A 17,326-nucleotide genomic window follows, 5' to 3' on the forward strand; every position below is an offset into this window, starting at 1 on the left:
GTTGCCCCACCGGAAGTTCAGACGCGCGAGTCGGTCGCCAGTGTCGTGAACGCCGACCAGGCATCCCGAGAGACAGCCAGGGACTGCCTCTGGGTGGCCTTCGAGTCTCGTACAAGAACGGCCTCCGTGCATACAGCGACCTCTACGCAGTTGCCACCGCCACCGCCGCTGTAACTGCTCTTGAACCAAGCAAGTTCGGTGGTGCTCATAGCGCTCCTCGCATCTGCTCCAGCAGGCTCGCAGTGGCTTGATGACTCAGAGCCTGCGAGCGCATCTTGCCATAGCGCTGAAGCATGGCGCTTGCAGCTTTTGTGTCGGTGACGAGCATGCTGCAGTCATGCGCCTCTACATAACCCACCCACCGGTTCTCCCCCGTCTCAGCGAGGTAGAGAGGGCCCTCGAAACCGGAGTGATCCTCCTGAGTCCGAGGCATGACTTGAATCTCCACGTTTCGGAGGCAGCCCGCATCCAGGAGGTTGCTGAGGAGTACGTACGTGACCTCGGAACCCGCCAGACGGCGGTCCAGTAGCGCTTGTTCGACAACGAAGCTGAACGTACTGTTTGGCCGCTCGGTCAGGAGGCGCTGGCGTTCGAGTCGAGCCGTGACCTGCTGCTCGAACTGCTCCTCCGACAGGGGAGGAAGGCGCCGTTCGAAGAGGGCGCGAATGTACGGCTCGGGTTGAAGCAGCCCCGGAACCACCGCGCACTCGTACGCATACAGCGAGACCGCCTCCTCCTCGATCCCCGCCCACTGCCGGAACCAGGACGCCAGTCCCGCCTTCCGGGTCAGACTCCTCGCCGCTGCGCCCAGTACCCGCCCCGCGACCGCCCCCAGCACCTCCTCTGACCTGTCCAACAGGTCCCGTGGCGGGAACCGCTTGCCCTGTTCGATCTTGGCGATGTAGGCGGCCGAGTACCGCACCAGCGGCGCGAACTGCTCCTGCGTCAGGCGGGCTTCTTCCCGCAAGGCCTTGAGGACCGCGCCGAAGGTCTTCAGACTGTCCGAGAGCTCCGGCTCGCAGCCACCGCCTCCGCCCCCGCCCTGCCCTGCGCCTCCGCCCGCCCCGCCGCCGTTGTCCGTCGCCATCGCAGCCGCCTTCTCCTGTGCCGCCGGGCCGTATCCGCCTGCCTGGCCCGAGCTCGTGTCGTACCGTGTGCCGTGCGCGCTGCGCCACGCGTGACACACCCATCGTCACGCACGGCGACCGACCCGGTCCAGCGAGTGAACCAGTACAGCGTGATCTGTATCGGCGCCGGACCTGCCGACGGTCCGTCACCTCCCAGCAGGGTGGCCGCCATGTCAGCTCCACGCACCCAAAGCCCCACCCCGTCCTGTACGTTCACGCAGCGCTTCTCCGCCACCCGGCGCGGTGCGCGTCTCGCCCGGCTGCTCGCCGCGCACCAGCTCACCGAGTGGGGCCACCCGCACGGCAGCGAGGCGCACGACACGGCCGTCCTCGTCGTCGCCGAACTCGCTTCCAACGCCGTCCTGCACGGCCGCGTCCCGGGACGGGACTTCGGTCTTTCCCTGTCCGTGGACGACAGCCGGGGCATCGTCCGGATCGAGGTGACCGACACCCATCCCGCCCACCCCGCCCAGCCGGCGCGGCCGGCTCCCGGTCCGGACGAGGATGGGGGCCGCGGCCTGCTCCTGGTCGACGCGCTCGCCGCCGACTGGGGCGTCAGCGACCGCCTCGGCCCCGGCAAAACGGTCTGGGCCGAGTGCGCCCTGCCTCGGGTTGTACAGCCCGGGTGTTGACGGCTCCCCGGGCGATGACCCGGGCCGTGCAGGTTCTCCTTCGCCACGCCCAACAGGGCGCTGTCGACATCGATGTGGTGGCGGACACCAGCAGTACGCGGTCGCCGCGGGTGATCAGGTCACTGACGGCACGCTTCAGCACCGTCGTCCTGCCGGTGCCCGGCGGGCCACGGCGTGGTGCTCCATAGGGAGGGGAAAAGGCGGTGAGCGGGCCGGTATGCGAAAACCGGGCATCCCGCACAAGTGAGGAGAGGGATCCGGGACAATGGATCGACGATGACCTCCGAGACCTCCCGGACGCCCGAAGCCTCCCAGCGCTCCGGCCCCGTCCCCGCCGACTACGCCCCCTTCGCCCACCTCACCGTCCCCAACGCTCCCCTCTACCGCCAGGTGATGCGCGCGTTCCTCACCGCCAAGGAGCGGTTCGCGGTGCATCTGCGGCCGGAGGACGTGTACGCCGCCCTGGACGCGGGGAGGCGGCCCGCCGACGTCGAGGCGGTGACGCAGGCGTTGGACAAGCTCGTGGAGTGGGGCAATCTGCGGGCCGATCCGGACCACGCGCGGGTGACGGCGGTCGAGGACTTCTACCGCAGGCGCTTCATCTACCAGCTCACCCGGGCCGGTGAGGCGGCCGAGGCCGCGCTGGGGACGTACGACGAGGCGCTGGGGCGGCGCGGGGAGCTCCAGGCGGTCGCGCTGCACGACATCGTCACGCAGTTGCGGGCGCTGCTGGTGATCGCCGCGGAGGACGAGCCCGACCCGGCCAAGGCGTACGTCGCCCTGTCCGTGCTGACGGCGCGGTTCACCGACCTCGCGGACAACGCCCGTGCCTTCATGGGCTCGCTGCAGCGGACGATCGACCTGCACGACATCGAGGTCGAGGCGTTCCTCGCCTACAAGGACCGGCTGATCCAGTACCTGGAGCGGTTCATCCAGGACCTCATCACCCTCGGCGGGCGGATCGCCCTGCTGATCGGGGAGCTGGAGGAGCAGGGGAGGGTGAAGCCGCTCCTGTCGCTCGCCGCCGCCCGTGAGGCCGCCGACGCCGCTCCCGAGGACGCCGAGCACGCGGAGGCCGTGGCGTACGAGAAGTGGGCCGCCCGGTGGTCGGGGCTCGCGCAGTGGTTCGTGTCGGGGGAGGGGCGGGATTCGCAGGCCAGGCTGCTGCGCGGGCGGGCGCTCGGGTCGATTCCGCAGCTCCTGGCGGTGGTACGGCAGCTGAACGAGCGGCGGGCCGGGCGGTCGGACCGCTCGGCCGACTTCCGTACGCTGGCGCGCTGGTTCGCCCAGGCGCCGGACGACGCGGCGCGGCACCGGCTGTGGCGGGTGGCGTTCGGGCTGCACTCCTCCCGGCACCTCACCGTCGACGCCGACACCCTCGCCGAGCGGGCGGCCTCGCCGGAGCCGGCCTCGACGCCGTGGGGCGAGGCACGACCGCTGCGGATCAGCCCCCAGCTGCGCCGTACCGGCAGCTACGAACGACGCGGCAAACCGCGCAAGGTGGCGGACCGGAGCGAGGCGAAGCGCAGGCTCGCCGAGCTCGCCGCCCGGCAGACGGAGGAGACCCGGCGGGCACGGGACAGGCTCGTGACGGGCGGGCTGGTGCGGCTGTCCCGGCTCGACGCACTCGACCCGCTCGCCTTCCAGTTGTTCCTGCGGCTGCTCGGCGACGCGCTCGCCACCTGGCGGCCGGGCACGACCACCACCGCGGCCACCAGCGGGGACGGCTCCATGGAGATCCGGCTGACCGCCCTCGACGATGGGGCAACAGCTGAAGTCCGCACAACTGATGGGGTGTTCAGCGGACCCGACCACCTGATCGACATCATCGACCTCACGGCGGGGGAAGACGGGAGCGGCGGACCCGGTACGTCCGAAGGGCACTTCCCTGCCCCGGTAGATCCGAGTCCGCCGACAGCCATGTCCACACACATGCCCCAGCCCGCCCCCGGACAGGGCGTCCTCCTCCAGTCCTCCGGGGCCGCCCAAAACCGTATGGAGAACCGATGAGCGGCCCCCTCGCCGAGATCCTGGACGGCCAGCGCCGGGCCGACCTGCAGAAGGCCGCGCGCGCCCTGCTGAAGGAGCCGCTGCTCACGGCCGACGGACCGCACTCCGACGAGTTCCGGCTGGTGCGCCGGCACACCGCCGAACTGCGGGAGTGGTTCGAGCGCAACGTCGGCTGGACGCTGCGCACGGACGCCGACGCCGCGCGGCTGCGCAAGACACCGGGCACCCTCACCGATCCCACGCACCCGGCGCGCGAGGCCGCCCGCAGCGCCCTGCCCTTCACCCGGCGTCGCTACGTCCTGCTCTGCCTGACACTGGCCGTGCTGGAGCGGGGTGAGTCGCAGGTGGCCCTCGGACGCCTCGCCGAACAGGTCGTCCTGGCCGCCGCCGATCCCGAACTCGTCGCCGCCGGTATCACGTTCACCCTGGAACGGCGCGAGGAGCGCCTCGATCTCGCGGCCGTCGTGCGCCTGCTGCTGCGGCTCGGGGTGCTGCGCCGGGTGGCCGGCGACGAGGACGCCTACGTCAGCGGATCGGGCGACGTGCTGTACGACGTGCGGCGACGGGTGCTGGCCGGAATGCCGGCGTCCCTGCGGGGCCCCTCCATGGTCGAGGCCGAGGACTTCGAGGAGCGCCTGGTGGAGATGACCGCGCAGACCGCCCTCGACAGCGACGAGCTCAGGTTCCGCGCGATCCGCTGGAAGCTGACCCGTGTCCTTCTCGACGACCCGGTGCTCTACTACGACGACCTCGCCGACGACGAACTGGCCTACCTCACCCGGCAGCGCGGCTTCATCACCGCACGCATCAACGAACTGACGGGACTGGTCGCGGAGGTCCGCGCCGAAGGCATCGCCATGGTCGACCCCTTGGACGACCTCACGGACGTACGCATGCCGGAACAGGGCACCCACGGCCACATCACCCTGCTGCTGGCCGGTTACCTGGCGCGGGCGGGCAGGCCTGTCGAACCGGCGGAGCTGGCGTTCCGCATACGGGAACTGGCCGCGGAACACGGCGGATTCTGGTCCAAGTCGGCGAGGGAGCCGGGAGCGGAGCCCCAACTCGTCGAGCAGGCGCTGACGAAGCTGGTCGCGCTGGGACTCGCCGAGCGAACGGAACGGGGCGTCGTGCCCCGCCCGGCACTCGCGCGGTACGCGGTCGGCGAGCCCGTGATCAAGGAACGGGGGCCTGCCCGTCACCACCCCGCCCCGCCCCCGCACCCGACCATGACAGACGTCGTGCAGGACGAAGTGAAGGACGAAAGGTGAACCGCCTCGTGACCGCGCTCCCCAGTCCCGCCCCCGGCCGGTGGCGGCCCCTGCGCATCGGGCTCGTCGACCTGTTCCACTACGAGGTCGAGGAGTTCTGGTTCCGCGACGGACGGCTGCTGCTGCGCGGCAACAACGGCACCGGCAAGTCGAAGGTGCTCGCCCTCACCCTGCCGTTCCTCCTGGACGGTGACCTCTCCGCCCGCCGTGTCGAGCCCGACGGCGACCCGGGCAAGCGGATGGAGTGGAACCTGCTCCTGGGCGGCGCGCACCCGAACCCGGAACGCCTCGGCTACACCTGGATCGAGTTCGGACGGCTCGACGACACCACGGGCGAGGCGCATTTCCGCACGTTGCTGTGCGGGCTGAAGGCGGTCGCCGGCCGAGGTATCGCCCGCCACTGGTTCGCGGTGACGGACCAGCGCGTCGGCGCCGGCCTGGACCTGCTGGACGCGACCCGGACGGCGCTGTCCCGGGACCGGCTCGCGGAGGCCGTCGGCAGCCGAGGCATGGTGTACGACACGGCGAAGGCGTACCGCAGAGCCGTCGACGAAGCCCTCTTCGGGCTCGGAGAGCGGCGCTACGGCGCCCTCGTCGACCTCCTGATCCAGCTGCGCCAGCCCCAGCTGTCCAAGCGCCCGAGCGAGGCAGCCCTGTCCCGGGCGCTGACCGAGGCGCTGCCACCGATGGACCAGGCGGTCGTCGCCGACGCGGCGGAGGCGTTCCGGTCGCTGGACGAGGAGAAGGAGGAGCTGCGGGCGGCCCGCGAGGCCGAGCAGGCATCCTCGGCGTTCCTGGCCCACTACCGGCGCTACGCCCGTCTCGCCTCCCGGCGCCGTGCCCGCCTGCCCCGCCGTGAACACGCACGGTACGAGAACCTCCAGCGGGAACTCCTCAAGGCGCAGACGGACCGGGACCGGGCCGCGGCGGACCGCGAGGAGGCCCGTGCGAGGAGCGCCGCACTCGGCGAACGGGCCGCGCGGCTGGCCGCCCAGGACGCCGCGCTGCGGTCCGGGCCCGAGATGCGCGACGCCCGCGCGCTCGACCGGGCGGCGGCCGACGCCTCCCGCACGGCCGGAGAGCTGACGCGGGCCGAGGGGGACCGGCGGACGGCGGCCGAGGCGCACACCCGGGCCCTGGGCCGGCTCGCCACCGCGGGCAACCGGCTCACGGCCGCCCAGGAGACCCTCGACGACATCCAGGACCGGGTGGCGCAGAGCGCCGCCGCGGCCCGGCTCGATGTCCCCAGGACGCAGGGGGACCCCGAACCGGTCCTGCGCCGCGAGGCGGACGAGACGACGGCGGGCAGGCGGCGCGCCGTCGAGCACGTGGCGGAACTCGCCACCCGGGCCGAGCGGGCAGAGGAGCGGCGCGGGGCCGTCCGGCTGCGCGCCGACGAGGCCGACGAGGAGGTCGTGCACAGCGGGGAGCGGCTGGCCGAGGCGGAGGAGAACGTCGCCGGGGCGGGGCGGGCGCTCGTCGCGGCCGTGCGGGAGCACCTTTCCGGGTGCGTGGAGCTGCGGGTGCCCGGACCGGCGGGGGTCCTGGACGCCGTACAGGACTGGGTGAGCGGGCTGGACGGCCCGCTGCCGGCCCGTACGGCGGCGGCCGGGGCGCATCGCACCGCCGCCTCCCGCCTGGCCGACCGGGCGGCCGGGCTGGCCCACCGCGAGGCGGCGACGGCGGAGCGGCAGCGGCTGGCGTTGGAAGAACTGACCGCCCTTGAAATGGGCGGGGAACGCGGTCCGGCGGCTCCTCACACCCGCACGCCCGACGTACGGGACCGGGGCCTCGGCGCCCCTCTGTGGCGGCTCGTCGACTTCCGCCCGCACGTCACCGAGACCGAACGCGCGGGACTGGAAGCCGCGCTGGAAGCTTCGGGGCTCCTTGACGCCTGGGTACGGCCGGACGGCTCCGCCGTCGCGGCGGACGGCCACGACGTGCTGCTCGACCCGGTCGGACTGCTCGGCGGGGCAGGCCTCGACCGCGCGCTGTGCCCGGCGGTCGACCCGGCGGACGCGGGGGCCGCCGCCGTGGGGGAGGAGACGGTCGCGCGCCTGCTCGCCTCGATCGGGCTGACCGCGGGGACCGGCGACGGTCCCGAGGGGACCTCCTGGGAGGCCGGCGGCCACGACACCTGGGTCTGCGCGGACGGGCGCTTCCGGGTCGGCGCGCTCACCGGAAGCTGGGCCAAGGGCAGCGCCCAGTACGTCGGAGAAGGAGCGCGGGAACGGGCACGCCGTACCCGGATCGGTGAACTGCGCACCGAAGTCGACGGGTTGGTGGCGGAACGGGAAAAACTGGCCGGGGAGGCCCGCGCCGTGGCCGAACGCCGCGCCGTGCTCGACGCCGAACTCGCCGCGTTGCCGGGCGACGACGACCTGCGCCACGCGCACGCACGCGTCACCGCCGCGGCCGACGCGGCCCACCGGGCCCGCGCCCGGCAGGACGAACGGGCCGCGGAACTGGCCCTGGCGGCGGAACAGGCCGACCGCGCGGCGGCCGAACTCGCCGGGACCGCGGCAGACCTGCACCTTCCCGTCGACCGCACGGCACTGGGCGCCGTGCGCCAGGCGCTCGCCGACCACACCGCTCTCCTGGCGGCCCTGTGGCCCGCGCTGCGCGAACGCGCGGACGCCGAGCGTGCGGTGACCGGCGAGCAGGCGGAGACCCATCGGGCCGAAGCCCTCGTGTCCGAACTCGCGGAGCGTGCGACGCAGACGGCCCGGGTCGCCGCGGCGGCGGACGAACACCTCACGACCCTGCGCTCCACCGTCGGAGCGGCCGTCGCCGAACTCCAACGGCAACTGGAGGAGACGGCCGAGGCGGCCCGCGCCTGCGAGAGCGAACAGGGGAAGGCGCAGGAGGACTTCGCCGACGGAGACCGGCGGGCCAGCCGAGCCGAAGGGCGCATCGAGCGGCTCGCCGAGGACATCACCGAGGCGACCGCCGCGCGGGAGGAAGCCGTCGCGGCGCTCCAGCGGTTCGCCTCGACGGGGCTGCTCGCCGTCGCGCTGCCCGACCTCGCCGTACCGGACGACGACATGGGGACGTGGGCGGCGACCCCCGCCGTCACCCTCGCGCGAGCCGTCGAGTCCCGGCTCTCCTCGGTCGACGACTCGGACGCGGCCTGGGAGCGTGTGCAGAAACGGCTGAGCGAGGAGTTCGGCAGGCTCCAGGACGCGCTGTCACGGCACGGCCACACCGCCACCGCCCGTCCGAGCGAGGACGGCATGCGGGTCGACATCGTCTACCAGGGCCGGGAACGGGCCGTGCCCGAACTCGCCGAGGCGCTGGCCGCCGAGGTCGCGGAACTGACCCGCATCCTGTCCGCACACGAGCGCGAGATCCTGCAGACCCATCTGATCACCGAGGTCGCCGGGACGCTCCAGGAACTGATCGGGGCGGCCGAACGGCAGGTGAGCGTCATGAACAGGGAACTGGAGGAACGCCCGACCTCCACGGGAATGAAGCTGCGACTGGTGTGGCGGGCGTCCCGCCGGGCCCCGCAGGGACTGGCCCAGGCCCGTGAACGGCTGCGCCAGTCCGCCGACGCCTGGTCGCTCGAGGACCGGGCCGCGGTCGGCTCCTTCCTCCAGGAGCAGATCGCCCGCCGGCAGGCCGACGACAGCGTGGGCAGCTGGCTGGAGGACCTCACCGCCGCCCTCGACTACCGGGCCTGGCACGAGTTCGGCGTCGAACGCCACCAGCACGGCAAGTGGGTGCCGGCCACCGGCCCCGCCTCGGGCGGGGAACGGGTACTGGCCGCGTCCGTGCCCCTCTTCGCCGCCGCGTCCTCCCACTACGCGAGCGCGGGCGGCGCCCATGCCCCGCGCCTGGTCACCCTCGACGAGGCGTTCGCCGGCGTCGACGACGACTCGCGCGCCAAGTGCCTCGGCCTGCTGCGCGCCTTCGACCTCGACGTCGTCATGACCAGCGAACGCGAATGGGCCTGCTACCCACAGGTGCCCGGCATCGCCATCGCCCAGCTCTCGCGCGTCGACGACATCGACGCCGTACTGGTCACGCGGTGGGAGTGGGACGGCAGCGACCGGCGGCGCGGCACGGAGCCCGGCGCGCGGGCGGACGCGTCGACGGCGGCCTCCCCTGCCGACGCCCTCGACGAGGCGGCCGAGGGGCCGGTGGGTTCCCACGGAGGGCCGGGGCGGATCGCCGCCGCTGACGGCAACGGCAACAGCTCCGGCACTGGCACTGGCACTGGCACTGGCACCAGAACCGGAACAGGCAACGGCTCCGGATCCGGTTCCGGTAACAGCTCCGGCACTGGCACCGGCACCGTCTTTGGTGGACAGGAGTCCGTATGGAGGTGAGTCCTGCGGCGACTCCGGCTGCCCACGGCTGCCCGAGTCCCGGGACCCAGGCGGTGCCCGGACGGGAGACACCGGCGGACGACACCGTCGTGGAGGCGACGCCGACCGCACCGCCACCGGCCGGAGACCGGACCGGCATCGACGCCGAGCGTCTCGGCCGTCTGCTCGGTGATCCCGGCCTGGCTTGGCTCGTGGACCGCGTCCGGCAGCGCATGGCACACGGGAGGCCGCTCACCGGCTCCGTCACCCTGTCCGGCCCCGACGCATCCCAACGCGGTGCCGCCGAGCGCCTGCTGGGCCGGGCACCGCGAGCCGGAGGCTCTCTGAGCGTCCGCCTCGACACCGTGGACGCGGTCCTGCGCCGCTCCGGTGTCAGTCCCGACGGACTCGCGGCCGCCGTGGTGGCTCTCACCGGCCCCGTCCCACTCCGCGCGGAGAAGCGGGACAGGGAGGAACGCGCCTGGGAAGAGGCGTACGCGCCGCTCGGCACCCTCGACGCCGAGCTGATCCCCTGGGCGGAGCGGATCCGCGCGGACGGTCTCGTACGACGCCTCGCCCGTGCCCCGGAAGCGGCCGGCCCTCTGGTGGAGGATGCCGTACGCACGCTGCGTGCGCTGCCCGTGTCCCCTCCGACCTCGCGAGCGACGTTCGCGGCACGGAACCTCTCGGACTCCCACGCCTTGGACGAGGGGACACCGCTCGCCACTCTCGTCCTGTCCGGGCTCCGTTCTCTCACCGGCTTTCCCGACGGTGCCGGTGCCCAGTGGCGGAGGGAGGCATGGGCTTCGGCGGGTCTGCTCAAGGACGACCTGTCCTCGACCGTCCTCACCCTCAACCTGCGCGGTACCCCGCCCCTCGACTGGATGGCCGACGCGGGTGAGCCCACGGTCCTGACGCTCCGCTCCCTCACCCGTGACACATCGGTCGCCGCCGTCCCGGCGACGGGAACAGTCCACATCTGTGAGAACCCGGCCGTACTGTCCGCGGCCGCCGACGCCTTCGGCCCGGCGTGCCCGCCCCTGGTGTGCCTCCAGGGGCAGCCGTCGGCCGCCGCCCTCACCTTGTTGCGGGGCCTGTCCGCGCGGGGAGCCGGCCTTCTCTACCACGGCGACTTCGACTGGGGCGGTGTGCGTATCGCCACGGCGCTGGGACGAGGCGTCCCTTGGCGGCCGTGGCGCTACACGGCCACCTATTACCGGGCAGCCGCGGCCAGGGTGGCCGGAGCCCCCGGCCTGACGGGCCCACCCGCCGTGACCCCGTGGGATCCGGACCTGGCCGTCGCTCTCGCCGAGTGCGGTGTCCGGATCGAGGAGGAAGCGGTGCTGGACGACTTGCTGGCGGACCTGGGACCGGGGAGAGCGTGAGGCTGAAGCTCTCCCCGGACCCTGGGCAGCGGGTGTTTACGCTGCGGGAGTGAGGTCCTGCCTCGCGCATCCATCCGGTCGTACAACCTTTACCGACTCGCGCAAGTCTCTTGTGCGGCCGCCTCATTCGGATGGTCGGCTTCCGTTCGGCTTCATCCTGATGAGAAGGACTCCACGAACTGTCATGCGCACTCCACGTCACTTCTGGAAGACGGCCGCTGTTGTCGCGGCCGGACTGTCCGGGGCACTCGTCCTGCAGAGCATGACGGGCCAGCAGACCACCGGCGATCCCGCGGCGGGCGCGCCAGGGCCCGTGACCAGCAAGGCCGAGACGACCGCGCTGCGCGTGTCCGGGAACGGTGCCTCCGCCTCTCTGGGCAAGCGGGAGACCGGACCGTTCAGCATGCTCGGCGTGACCTGGTCCGACCCGTCCGCCCGCGTCGCCGGTACGGTCGAGGCCCGCACCCGGCAGGCCGGTACGCAGACCTGGTCGTCGTGGCTGAGGCTGGACGGCGACAGTGGTCAGGGGGAGAGCGGCGCCCTGCGCGGCGGAACCGAACCGGCCTGGGTGGGCCCGTCCGACGGGGTCGAGGTACGAGTCGACGGGAAGGGCGCCACGCGGCTGCCGAAGGGGCTGCGGCTGGACATGGTCGACCCCGGCAGCGGCGAGGTCACGGCGCTGGATCCGGCGGCGTACTCGGTCGACGAGGAGGAGACGCCCGACCCTCCGGTCTCCGAGCCGGCCCCGGACCCGGAGACGGACCCGGACGCAGAGCCGGGCACGGATCCGAGCACCGCTCCGCAGCCGGGCGAGACTGTGTCCGAGCCTCCCACCACCGAGCCGACAGCGCCCGAACCGTCCTCCGCCGGCCCCTCGGAGCCGGAACCCTCACCGTCCGAGCCGTCCGTCTCCTCCTCGCCCACCTCCTCGCCCAGCCCCTCGGTCAGCGTTCCGCCCGCGCCGCCGTCCACCGCGCCGAGCCCGCCGATCACCGACCGCGCCGGCTGGGGCGCGGACGAGTCGATCAGCCCGGAGGAGCCCGGCTACCTGCCGGGCGGCCGGGTCAAGGCGGTCGTGGTGCATCACACCGCCGAGTCCAACGACTACACCTGCGCCCAGGGCCCGGCCGTGGTCCGCGGCATCTACGCATACCACGTCAAGCAACTCGGCTGGAAAGACCTGGGCTACAACTTCCTGGTCGACAAGTGCGGCACGGTCTACGAGGGCCGCAAGGGCGGGACGGACCGGCCGGTGATGGGCGCCCACGCCTACGGCTTCAACGCCGAGACCACCGGCATCTCCGTCCTGGGCACCCACACCGCCACCGCTCCCTCCACGGCGGCCCTGACCTCCGTCGCCCGCATCGCCGCCTGGAAGCTCGGCCAGTACGGTGTCGACCCCACCGCCACCGTCACCCTCACCGCGGGCGACGGCGGTCGCAACTACTTCGGGAAGACCTGGGCCAAGGGTGCCCAACTGTCCCTGCCCGCGATCCACGGCCACCGCGACGGCTACAACACCCAGTGCCCCGGCGACGCCTTCTACAACGAGCTCGCCACCGTCCGGGCCTGGGCCGGCGGCCCGGTCTCCGGCCTCGCCCTGAAGTCGGTCACCGGCACCGGGACGGCCGGCTCGACGACGTACACCAAGAGCTCGGTGACCGTGAACTGGTCGGCCACCACCCCGGCCCCTCTCATCGCGAAGTACGAACTGCTGGTGGACGGCAAGGTCGCCGCCACCGCCGCCGGCACCGCCACCTCCGCCAAAGCCGACCTGGCCGTCGGCACCCACAAGGTGGCCGTGCGCGCCGTCCACCGGTCCGGCAAGGCAACCACGACGGCCACCGCGACCGTCGTCGCCGAGACCACGGCCCCCGCCTTCACCACCAAGCCGAACCTGGCTCTGCGCACCGGCACCGTCAACACCGCCGCCGTCCCGCTCACCCTGAAGTGGAAGGCCACCGACGGTGCCGCGCTGAAGGAGGTCCGGCTCACCGCGCCGACCGCGAAGACCTACGGGCCGACGATCACCAGCGCCCAGCACACCGCCAAGTCCGCCACGGCCACCAAGTGGTCCCTGAAGGCCTACGACCAGGCCGGCAGCACCGCCACCGCCTCGGTCACCGGCACCCCGGTCATTCTCCAGGAAACCTCCGCCACCAAGTCCGGCAAGTGGACCACCAAGTCCTCCGCCAGCTACCTCGGCGGGAAGTCGTACACCAGCTCCACCAAGAACGCCTCCCTGACCTGGACCTTCACCGGCAGTTCCGTCGCCTGGGTCGCCTCCCGCGCCGCCACCTCCGGCCAGGCGCACATCTACGTCGACGGCAAGAAGCTCACCACCGTGGACCTGAAGTCGGCCACCGCCAAATACCGCGACGCCCTCTGGACCAAGACCTGGAGCACGAGCGCCAAGCACACCGTCAAGATCGTCGTCGCCGGCACCAGCGGCCGCCCGGCCATCACCACCGACGGTCTCGTGTACCTCAAGTAACCTCCGCCGGCCCCGGCAGAACACACCGGCCCGGGGCCCGTTCGTACACGCGCGAACGGGCCCCGGGCCGGTGTGGGCTCGCGACTCGGGAACGGCGATCCGGCGTTCGTACCAGGCCAGGAACCGGCCGGCGCGCAAGGTCCCTGGCGCGGACGAGGACGGAGGCCGGGGGCCGGTCCTCGTGGACGCACTCGCCGTCGAGTGAGGTGGTACGCGACCGCCTCGGCCCGGGCAGGACGGTATGGGCCGGGTGTGCGACGGCGCCCCGGGGCTGACAGCGCGAGGCCCGAGGCCCGAGGTCCGCGGTCCGTGGCCGCGGGTGACGGGACCACACCCGTCGGTGTCCGCGTCAGAGTCGTGCCGCGGCGTCGAACAGCAGGGCCCGGAACCATTCGATGAAGTACTGGTCGGCCAGTCGGGGGTTCCAGACCATGTCGATCCCGAGGCCGGGCAGCGGGAACGGGAACTCCTCGATCCGCAGGTCGGTGAGGGTCCGCATGGTGGCGGCCACCTGGTAGCGGAAGAGCGCGACGCCGCCCGCGCGGGCCACCAGGAAGGGGACGAGCAGGAAGTCGGAGCTCAACTGGCCGACACGGTAGGGGATGCCATTCTCCTCGAGCACGGAGTACGGGAAGACCCGCCGGTCGGTGTCGACGACGATGTGCGGCTGGGTGGTCAGGAGGTCGAGCGCGCTCGCTTCCGGTGGCGTGTCCGGTGAGGCCACCACCACACAGCGGTCGTTGTACAGCCGCTCGCGCGGGTACGGCGAGAAGTGCCCCTCGGAGATCAGCACGACGTCGACGCCCAGGTCGGTGAAGGTGGCCTCGGTCGGGACCGTGATCGTCCGCAGGCGCAGCGTGGCGTGCGGGGCGCGTTCGGCGAGGAGCCGCGTCAGGTGGGGGCCGACGACGAACGCGGTGCTGTTCGTCAGGGCGACCGTGATGACGCGCCGGTCGGTGGCGGGGTCGAAGGAGGGGAAGTTCACGATGTGCGCCGCCTGTTGCAGCGCACTGCGCAGCGATGGGATCAGCTCCAGGGCGCGCGGGGTCAGCGTCACGCCCGTCCCCTGCCGGACGACGAGCTCGTCACCCAGCAGCCGCCGCATTCTCGTGAGGGCGTGGCTCATCGCCGGCTGCGACAGACCGACCCGCTGCGCGGCCTTGGTCACCGAACGCTCTTCGAGGAGCGCGAGAAGGGGCACCAACAGGTTGAGGTTGACCGATGCCAGCCGGTCCAGTCCCGAACCCGTGGTGCCCTTTTCTCCGTCGCCCATGGAATCGACCTTACGCGGCCGCCTGAGTCATACGGCGCAGCCGGGGGATGGGGATCCGGTAGTTGAGCGCCGCGGCCACACCACTGCCGTGGTCCTGTGACCAGCGCATCAGCGCCGGCCCGCCGCCGGGCTCCCCGTCGACGTACTCGGGTTCTCCGTCCAGCGGCAGATGGCCCACCGCCTTGAGGGTCAGTCCGAACTGCTCGGTCCAGAAGTACGGCTGGAACTGGAGCGGTGGCGCCTCGTCGCCCAGGACCAGCGCCCTCGCGGCGACCTTCGCCTGTTCGATCGCGCTGCTCCAGAAGGGGACGCGGCGCAGACCGTTCGGAGTCCGGACGGCCGCGAGGTCGCCGACGGCCGCGACGTCGGGGCGGACGAGCCCGCGCGGGTCGACCGCGATGGCACCCTTCGCCGCGAGACCCGTGTCCGCGAGCCACTCCGTGTTGGGTATGTCGCCGACGGCGGATACGAGCAGGTCCGCCTCGAGGACCGGGCCCTCCTGGAGGACGACCCGGGCGCTTTCCCCACGCCGTTCCAGCCGTGCCAGCTCGGTCTCGACGATGGTGAGCCCCAGCTCCAGTCCGGCCTTGACGAAGACACCGGCGAGGTGCGGACCGAGCTGGAGGATCAGTGGGGCCCCCTGGGAGACGAGGGTGACCCGGCAGCCCGCGGCCAGGCAGCCCGAGGCGATCTCCATTCCGAGCGGGCCTCCGCCGACCACGACGACCGACGGCCGGTCCGCCAGCCGCTCGCGCAGAGCGAGGGCGTCGTCGAGCCCGCGCAGGGTGAGCTCCTCGGGAAGGTCGGACAGTCGTCGCGCCCGGGAGCCGGTGGCGAGGACGACGCGGTCGTACGGCAGATCCGTACCGTCGTCGAGCGTGACCAGCCGGCGGTCGAGGTCGAGTCCGGTGGCACGGACGCCCAGGAGCTCGGTCGCCCCGTGGCCGGTCGGCGGGAGTTCGTGCGACGACAGGTCGTCGCCGTCGAGCAGGAGCGCCTTGGACAGGGCCGGACGGCTGTACGCCGGGTGCCGTTCGTCGCCGACGACGGTCAGTTCACCGTCGAAGCCGGCCTCGCGGAGCGTGTCGGCCGCGGTGAGCCCGGCGATCCCGTTGCCGACGACGACGACGCGGTTCACGGTGCCGGTGCTCATACGACCCTCAGCGCCGCGACCGGGCACACACGGGCGGCGGCGTTCGCCAGGGCGATGTCGGCCCCGTCGACCTCCTCGTGGTCGAGGACGAGCTCGCCCTCGTCGTCGAGGTGCATGAGCTGCGGGGCGGCCTCCTCGCACAGGCCGTGGCCCTCACAGCGGGGACGGTCCAGAACGATCTTCATGCGGGGATCACCTCCAGGACGGGGAGCTCTTCGATGCTCCGGGTGGTGTTGCTGGGAACGCGGACCTCGGGTCCGACGACGAGGCGCTCGACGCGCCGGGAGAGCGCCTCGATCACGGCGTGGGCCTCCAGGCGGGCGAGTCCCTGGCCCGCGCAGCCGTGCGGGCCGTAGCCGAACGAGAGGTGGTCGACCGGATTGCGCTCGACGAGGAAGGAGTCCGGGTTCTCGTAGTGCCGGGGGTCGTGGTTCCCGGCGCCGAGCAGGATCGCGATCTGCGCGCCCGCCGGGATGACGGTCCCGTCGATGTCGACGTCCTTGGTGGCGCGTCGGCCCCAGGCGTGGATGGGCGTCCAGAAGCGCAGTACCTCGTTGAACGCCGCCGGCACCAGCGACGGGTTCTCGCGGACCAGGGCGAGCTGGTCGGGGTGCGAGCCGAAGAGGGCGACGATGTTGCCGATCGCCGCGATGGTGGTGTCGACGCCGGCGCCGAGGTACTGGTGGATGATGTGGCCGGCCGTGCCCGGCGGGATGGTGCCCCGTGCCTCGGCGTCGAAGATGCCGCGGCCCACGGACCCCTCGGCCAGGTCCTCGGCCTTGACCTGGGAGCACCATCCGTAGAGCTCACCGGCGATGGGGAAGTTCTCGGCCGTGCGCTGGTTCATCGGGCCGAGGACCTGCATGGCCGCCTGCCCCCAGCGCAGCATGTTGTCGCGCACATGACCCTCGAAGCCGATCAGGTCCGCGACGACCTCCAGCGGGAACGCCCGGGCGAGGGCGTCGATCGCCTCGAAGGAACCCTTCTCGACGAGCTCGGCGACGAGAGCGTCCGCCTTCGCCTCGATCTGCCCCTTCATGCCACGCAGCGCGCGCGGGGAGAGGTTCTCGGTGAGCGTGGCGCGCAGCTGGGTGTGCACCGGCGGGTCGGACGCGAGCGAGGTACCGGTGATCGCCTCGTTGGCCATCGGGTTGAAGGCGATCGAGGTCGAGGAGAACGACTCCCAGTCCGCCAGCGCGTCACGGATGACGTCGTACCGCGTCAGCGCGTAGACGTCGTTCTCACGGAGGTGGACGACGGGGCCCAGCTCTCGCAGTTCGGCGTAGACGGGGTAGGGGTCGACCAGGACGTCGTCGGCGAAGAGGTCGACGTCGGAGGCAGGGGGAGGAGTCATGCCCCCAGTGAAGTGGCCGGTCTTACATCCAGCAAATGAATGATTCGCATGAAGTGACATGCAGGCGATTCATGCTTCAGCCGGGGCCCGTAACAGGTCATCCTGTCCGACGGTAGCCGCCGAGCTGGGCCTGGCGTGCCCAAATCACTCTCCCCCGCATTGTTTTTTCAGGATGTTCATTTCATTGACGCCATGTAAACCAAATGGTTAATGTCGCCACAACCGACGGGAGCGGTGCATCCCGCGCCGGGCGTGCGAGGCGGGCACGAGTGCCAAGAGCACCCGCGCATCCCGTGTACCCCGTGCGCCCCGTCCTC

At 72.3% G+C, this 17,326-nt stretch carries 12 protein-coding genes; 6 read left to right on the forward strand and 6 right to left on the reverse strand.

From position 1 onward, the window contains the following. Window positions 1-17: 17 nt before the first annotated feature. Together V4Y04_RS28730 and V4Y04_RS28735 are read right to left on the reverse strand one after the other, a co-directional pair. Window positions 18-209, reverse strand: a complete 192-nt coding sequence (locus V4Y04_RS28730; RefSeq protein WP_332431267.1) for a DUF397 domain-containing protein — start codon at window positions 207-209, stop codon at window positions 18-20. Next, window positions 206-1,087, reverse strand: a complete 882-nt coding sequence (locus V4Y04_RS28735) for a helix-turn-helix domain-containing protein (RefSeq protein ID WP_332431269.1) — start codon at window positions 1,085-1,087, stop codon at window positions 206-208. Before V4Y04_RS28735 ends, V4Y04_RS28730 begins: the two co-directional genes overlap by 4 nt. A 210-nt stretch (window positions 1,088-1,297) precedes the next feature. Here V4Y04_RS28735 and V4Y04_RS28740 point away from each other — a divergent pair, with 210 nt between their 5' ends. The 6 genes from V4Y04_RS28740 (at window position 1,298) to V4Y04_RS28765 (ending at window position 13,229) form a co-directional block, all read left to right on the forward strand. Further along, on the forward strand, window positions 1,298-1,759 hold the full coding sequence (locus tag V4Y04_RS28740) for an ATP-binding protein (protein ID WP_332431270.1): 462 nt from the start codon (window positions 1,298-1,300) through the stop codon (window positions 1,757-1,759). Window positions 1,760-2,035: 276 nt separating this feature from the next. Then, window positions 2,036-3,769 carry a TIGR02677 family protein gene (locus V4Y04_RS28745; RefSeq protein WP_332431271.1) on the forward strand — a complete coding sequence of 578 codons (1,734 nt, stop codon included), beginning with the start codon at window positions 2,036-2,038 and terminating at the stop codon, window positions 3,767-3,769. Continuing rightward, window positions 3,766-5,040: a TIGR02678 family protein gene (locus V4Y04_RS28750; RefSeq protein ID WP_332431272.1), complete on the forward strand. Its 1,275-nt coding sequence runs from the start codon at window positions 3,766-3,768 to the stop codon at window positions 5,038-5,040. The genes V4Y04_RS28745 and V4Y04_RS28750 overlap by 4 nt, the downstream gene beginning before the upstream one ends. Then, window positions 5,037-9,371 carry a TIGR02680 family protein gene (locus V4Y04_RS28755; protein ID WP_332431273.1) on the forward strand — a complete coding sequence of 1,445 codons (4,335 nt, stop codon included), beginning with the start codon at window positions 5,037-5,039 and terminating at the stop codon, window positions 9,369-9,371. The genes V4Y04_RS28750 and V4Y04_RS28755 overlap by 4 nt, the downstream gene beginning before the upstream one ends. Then, window positions 9,362-10,735 carry a TIGR02679 family protein gene (locus V4Y04_RS28760; protein ID WP_332431274.1) on the forward strand — a complete coding sequence of 458 codons (1,374 nt, stop codon included), beginning with the start codon at window positions 9,362-9,364 and terminating at the stop codon, window positions 10,733-10,735. Before V4Y04_RS28755 ends, V4Y04_RS28760 begins: the two co-directional genes overlap by 10 nt. Before the next feature lie 184 nt (window positions 10,736-10,919). After that, the gene (locus V4Y04_RS28765; RefSeq protein WP_332431275.1) at window positions 10,920-13,229 is read left to right on the forward strand and encodes an N-acetylmuramoyl-L-alanine amidase; all 2,310 of its coding nucleotides are present in this window, start codon (window positions 10,920-10,922) and stop codon (window positions 13,227-13,229) included. 349 nt (window positions 13,230-13,578) lie between these two features. Here the strand turns inward: V4Y04_RS28765 and V4Y04_RS28770 are convergent, their stop codons facing one another. The 4 genes from V4Y04_RS28770 to V4Y04_RS28785 are packed head-to-tail and all read right to left on the reverse strand — an operon-like array spanning window position 13,579 to window position 17,009. Beyond that, window positions 13,579-14,502 carry a LysR family transcriptional regulator gene (locus V4Y04_RS28770; RefSeq protein WP_332431276.1) on the reverse strand — a complete coding sequence of 308 codons (924 nt, stop codon included), beginning with the start codon at window positions 14,500-14,502 and terminating at the stop codon, window positions 13,579-13,581. Window positions 14,503-14,512: 10 nt separating this feature from the next. Next, window positions 14,513-15,655 carry an NAD(P)/FAD-dependent oxidoreductase gene (locus V4Y04_RS28775; protein WP_332431277.1) on the reverse strand — a complete coding sequence of 381 codons (1,143 nt, stop codon included), beginning with the start codon at window positions 15,653-15,655 and terminating at the stop codon, window positions 14,513-14,515. Next, the gene (locus V4Y04_RS28780) at window positions 15,652-15,840 is read right to left on the reverse strand and encodes a ferredoxin (RefSeq protein WP_326755253.1); all 189 of its coding nucleotides are present in this window, start codon (window positions 15,838-15,840) and stop codon (window positions 15,652-15,654) included. The genes V4Y04_RS28775 and V4Y04_RS28780 overlap by 4 nt, the downstream gene beginning before the upstream one ends. Then, window positions 15,837-17,009 (reverse strand): cytochrome P450, encoded by a 1,173-nt coding sequence (locus V4Y04_RS28785; RefSeq protein WP_332431278.1) that lies wholly within the window; start codon window positions 17,007-17,009, stop codon window positions 15,837-15,839. Before V4Y04_RS28785 ends, V4Y04_RS28780 begins: the two co-directional genes overlap by 4 nt. Window positions 17,010-17,326 lie beyond the last annotated feature (317 nt).

The organism is Streptomyces sp. P9-A2, assembly GCF_036634175.1.
In the GTDB taxonomy this organism is placed as follows: Bacteria; Actinomycetota; Actinomycetes; order Streptomycetales; family Streptomycetaceae; genus Streptomyces; species Streptomyces pratens.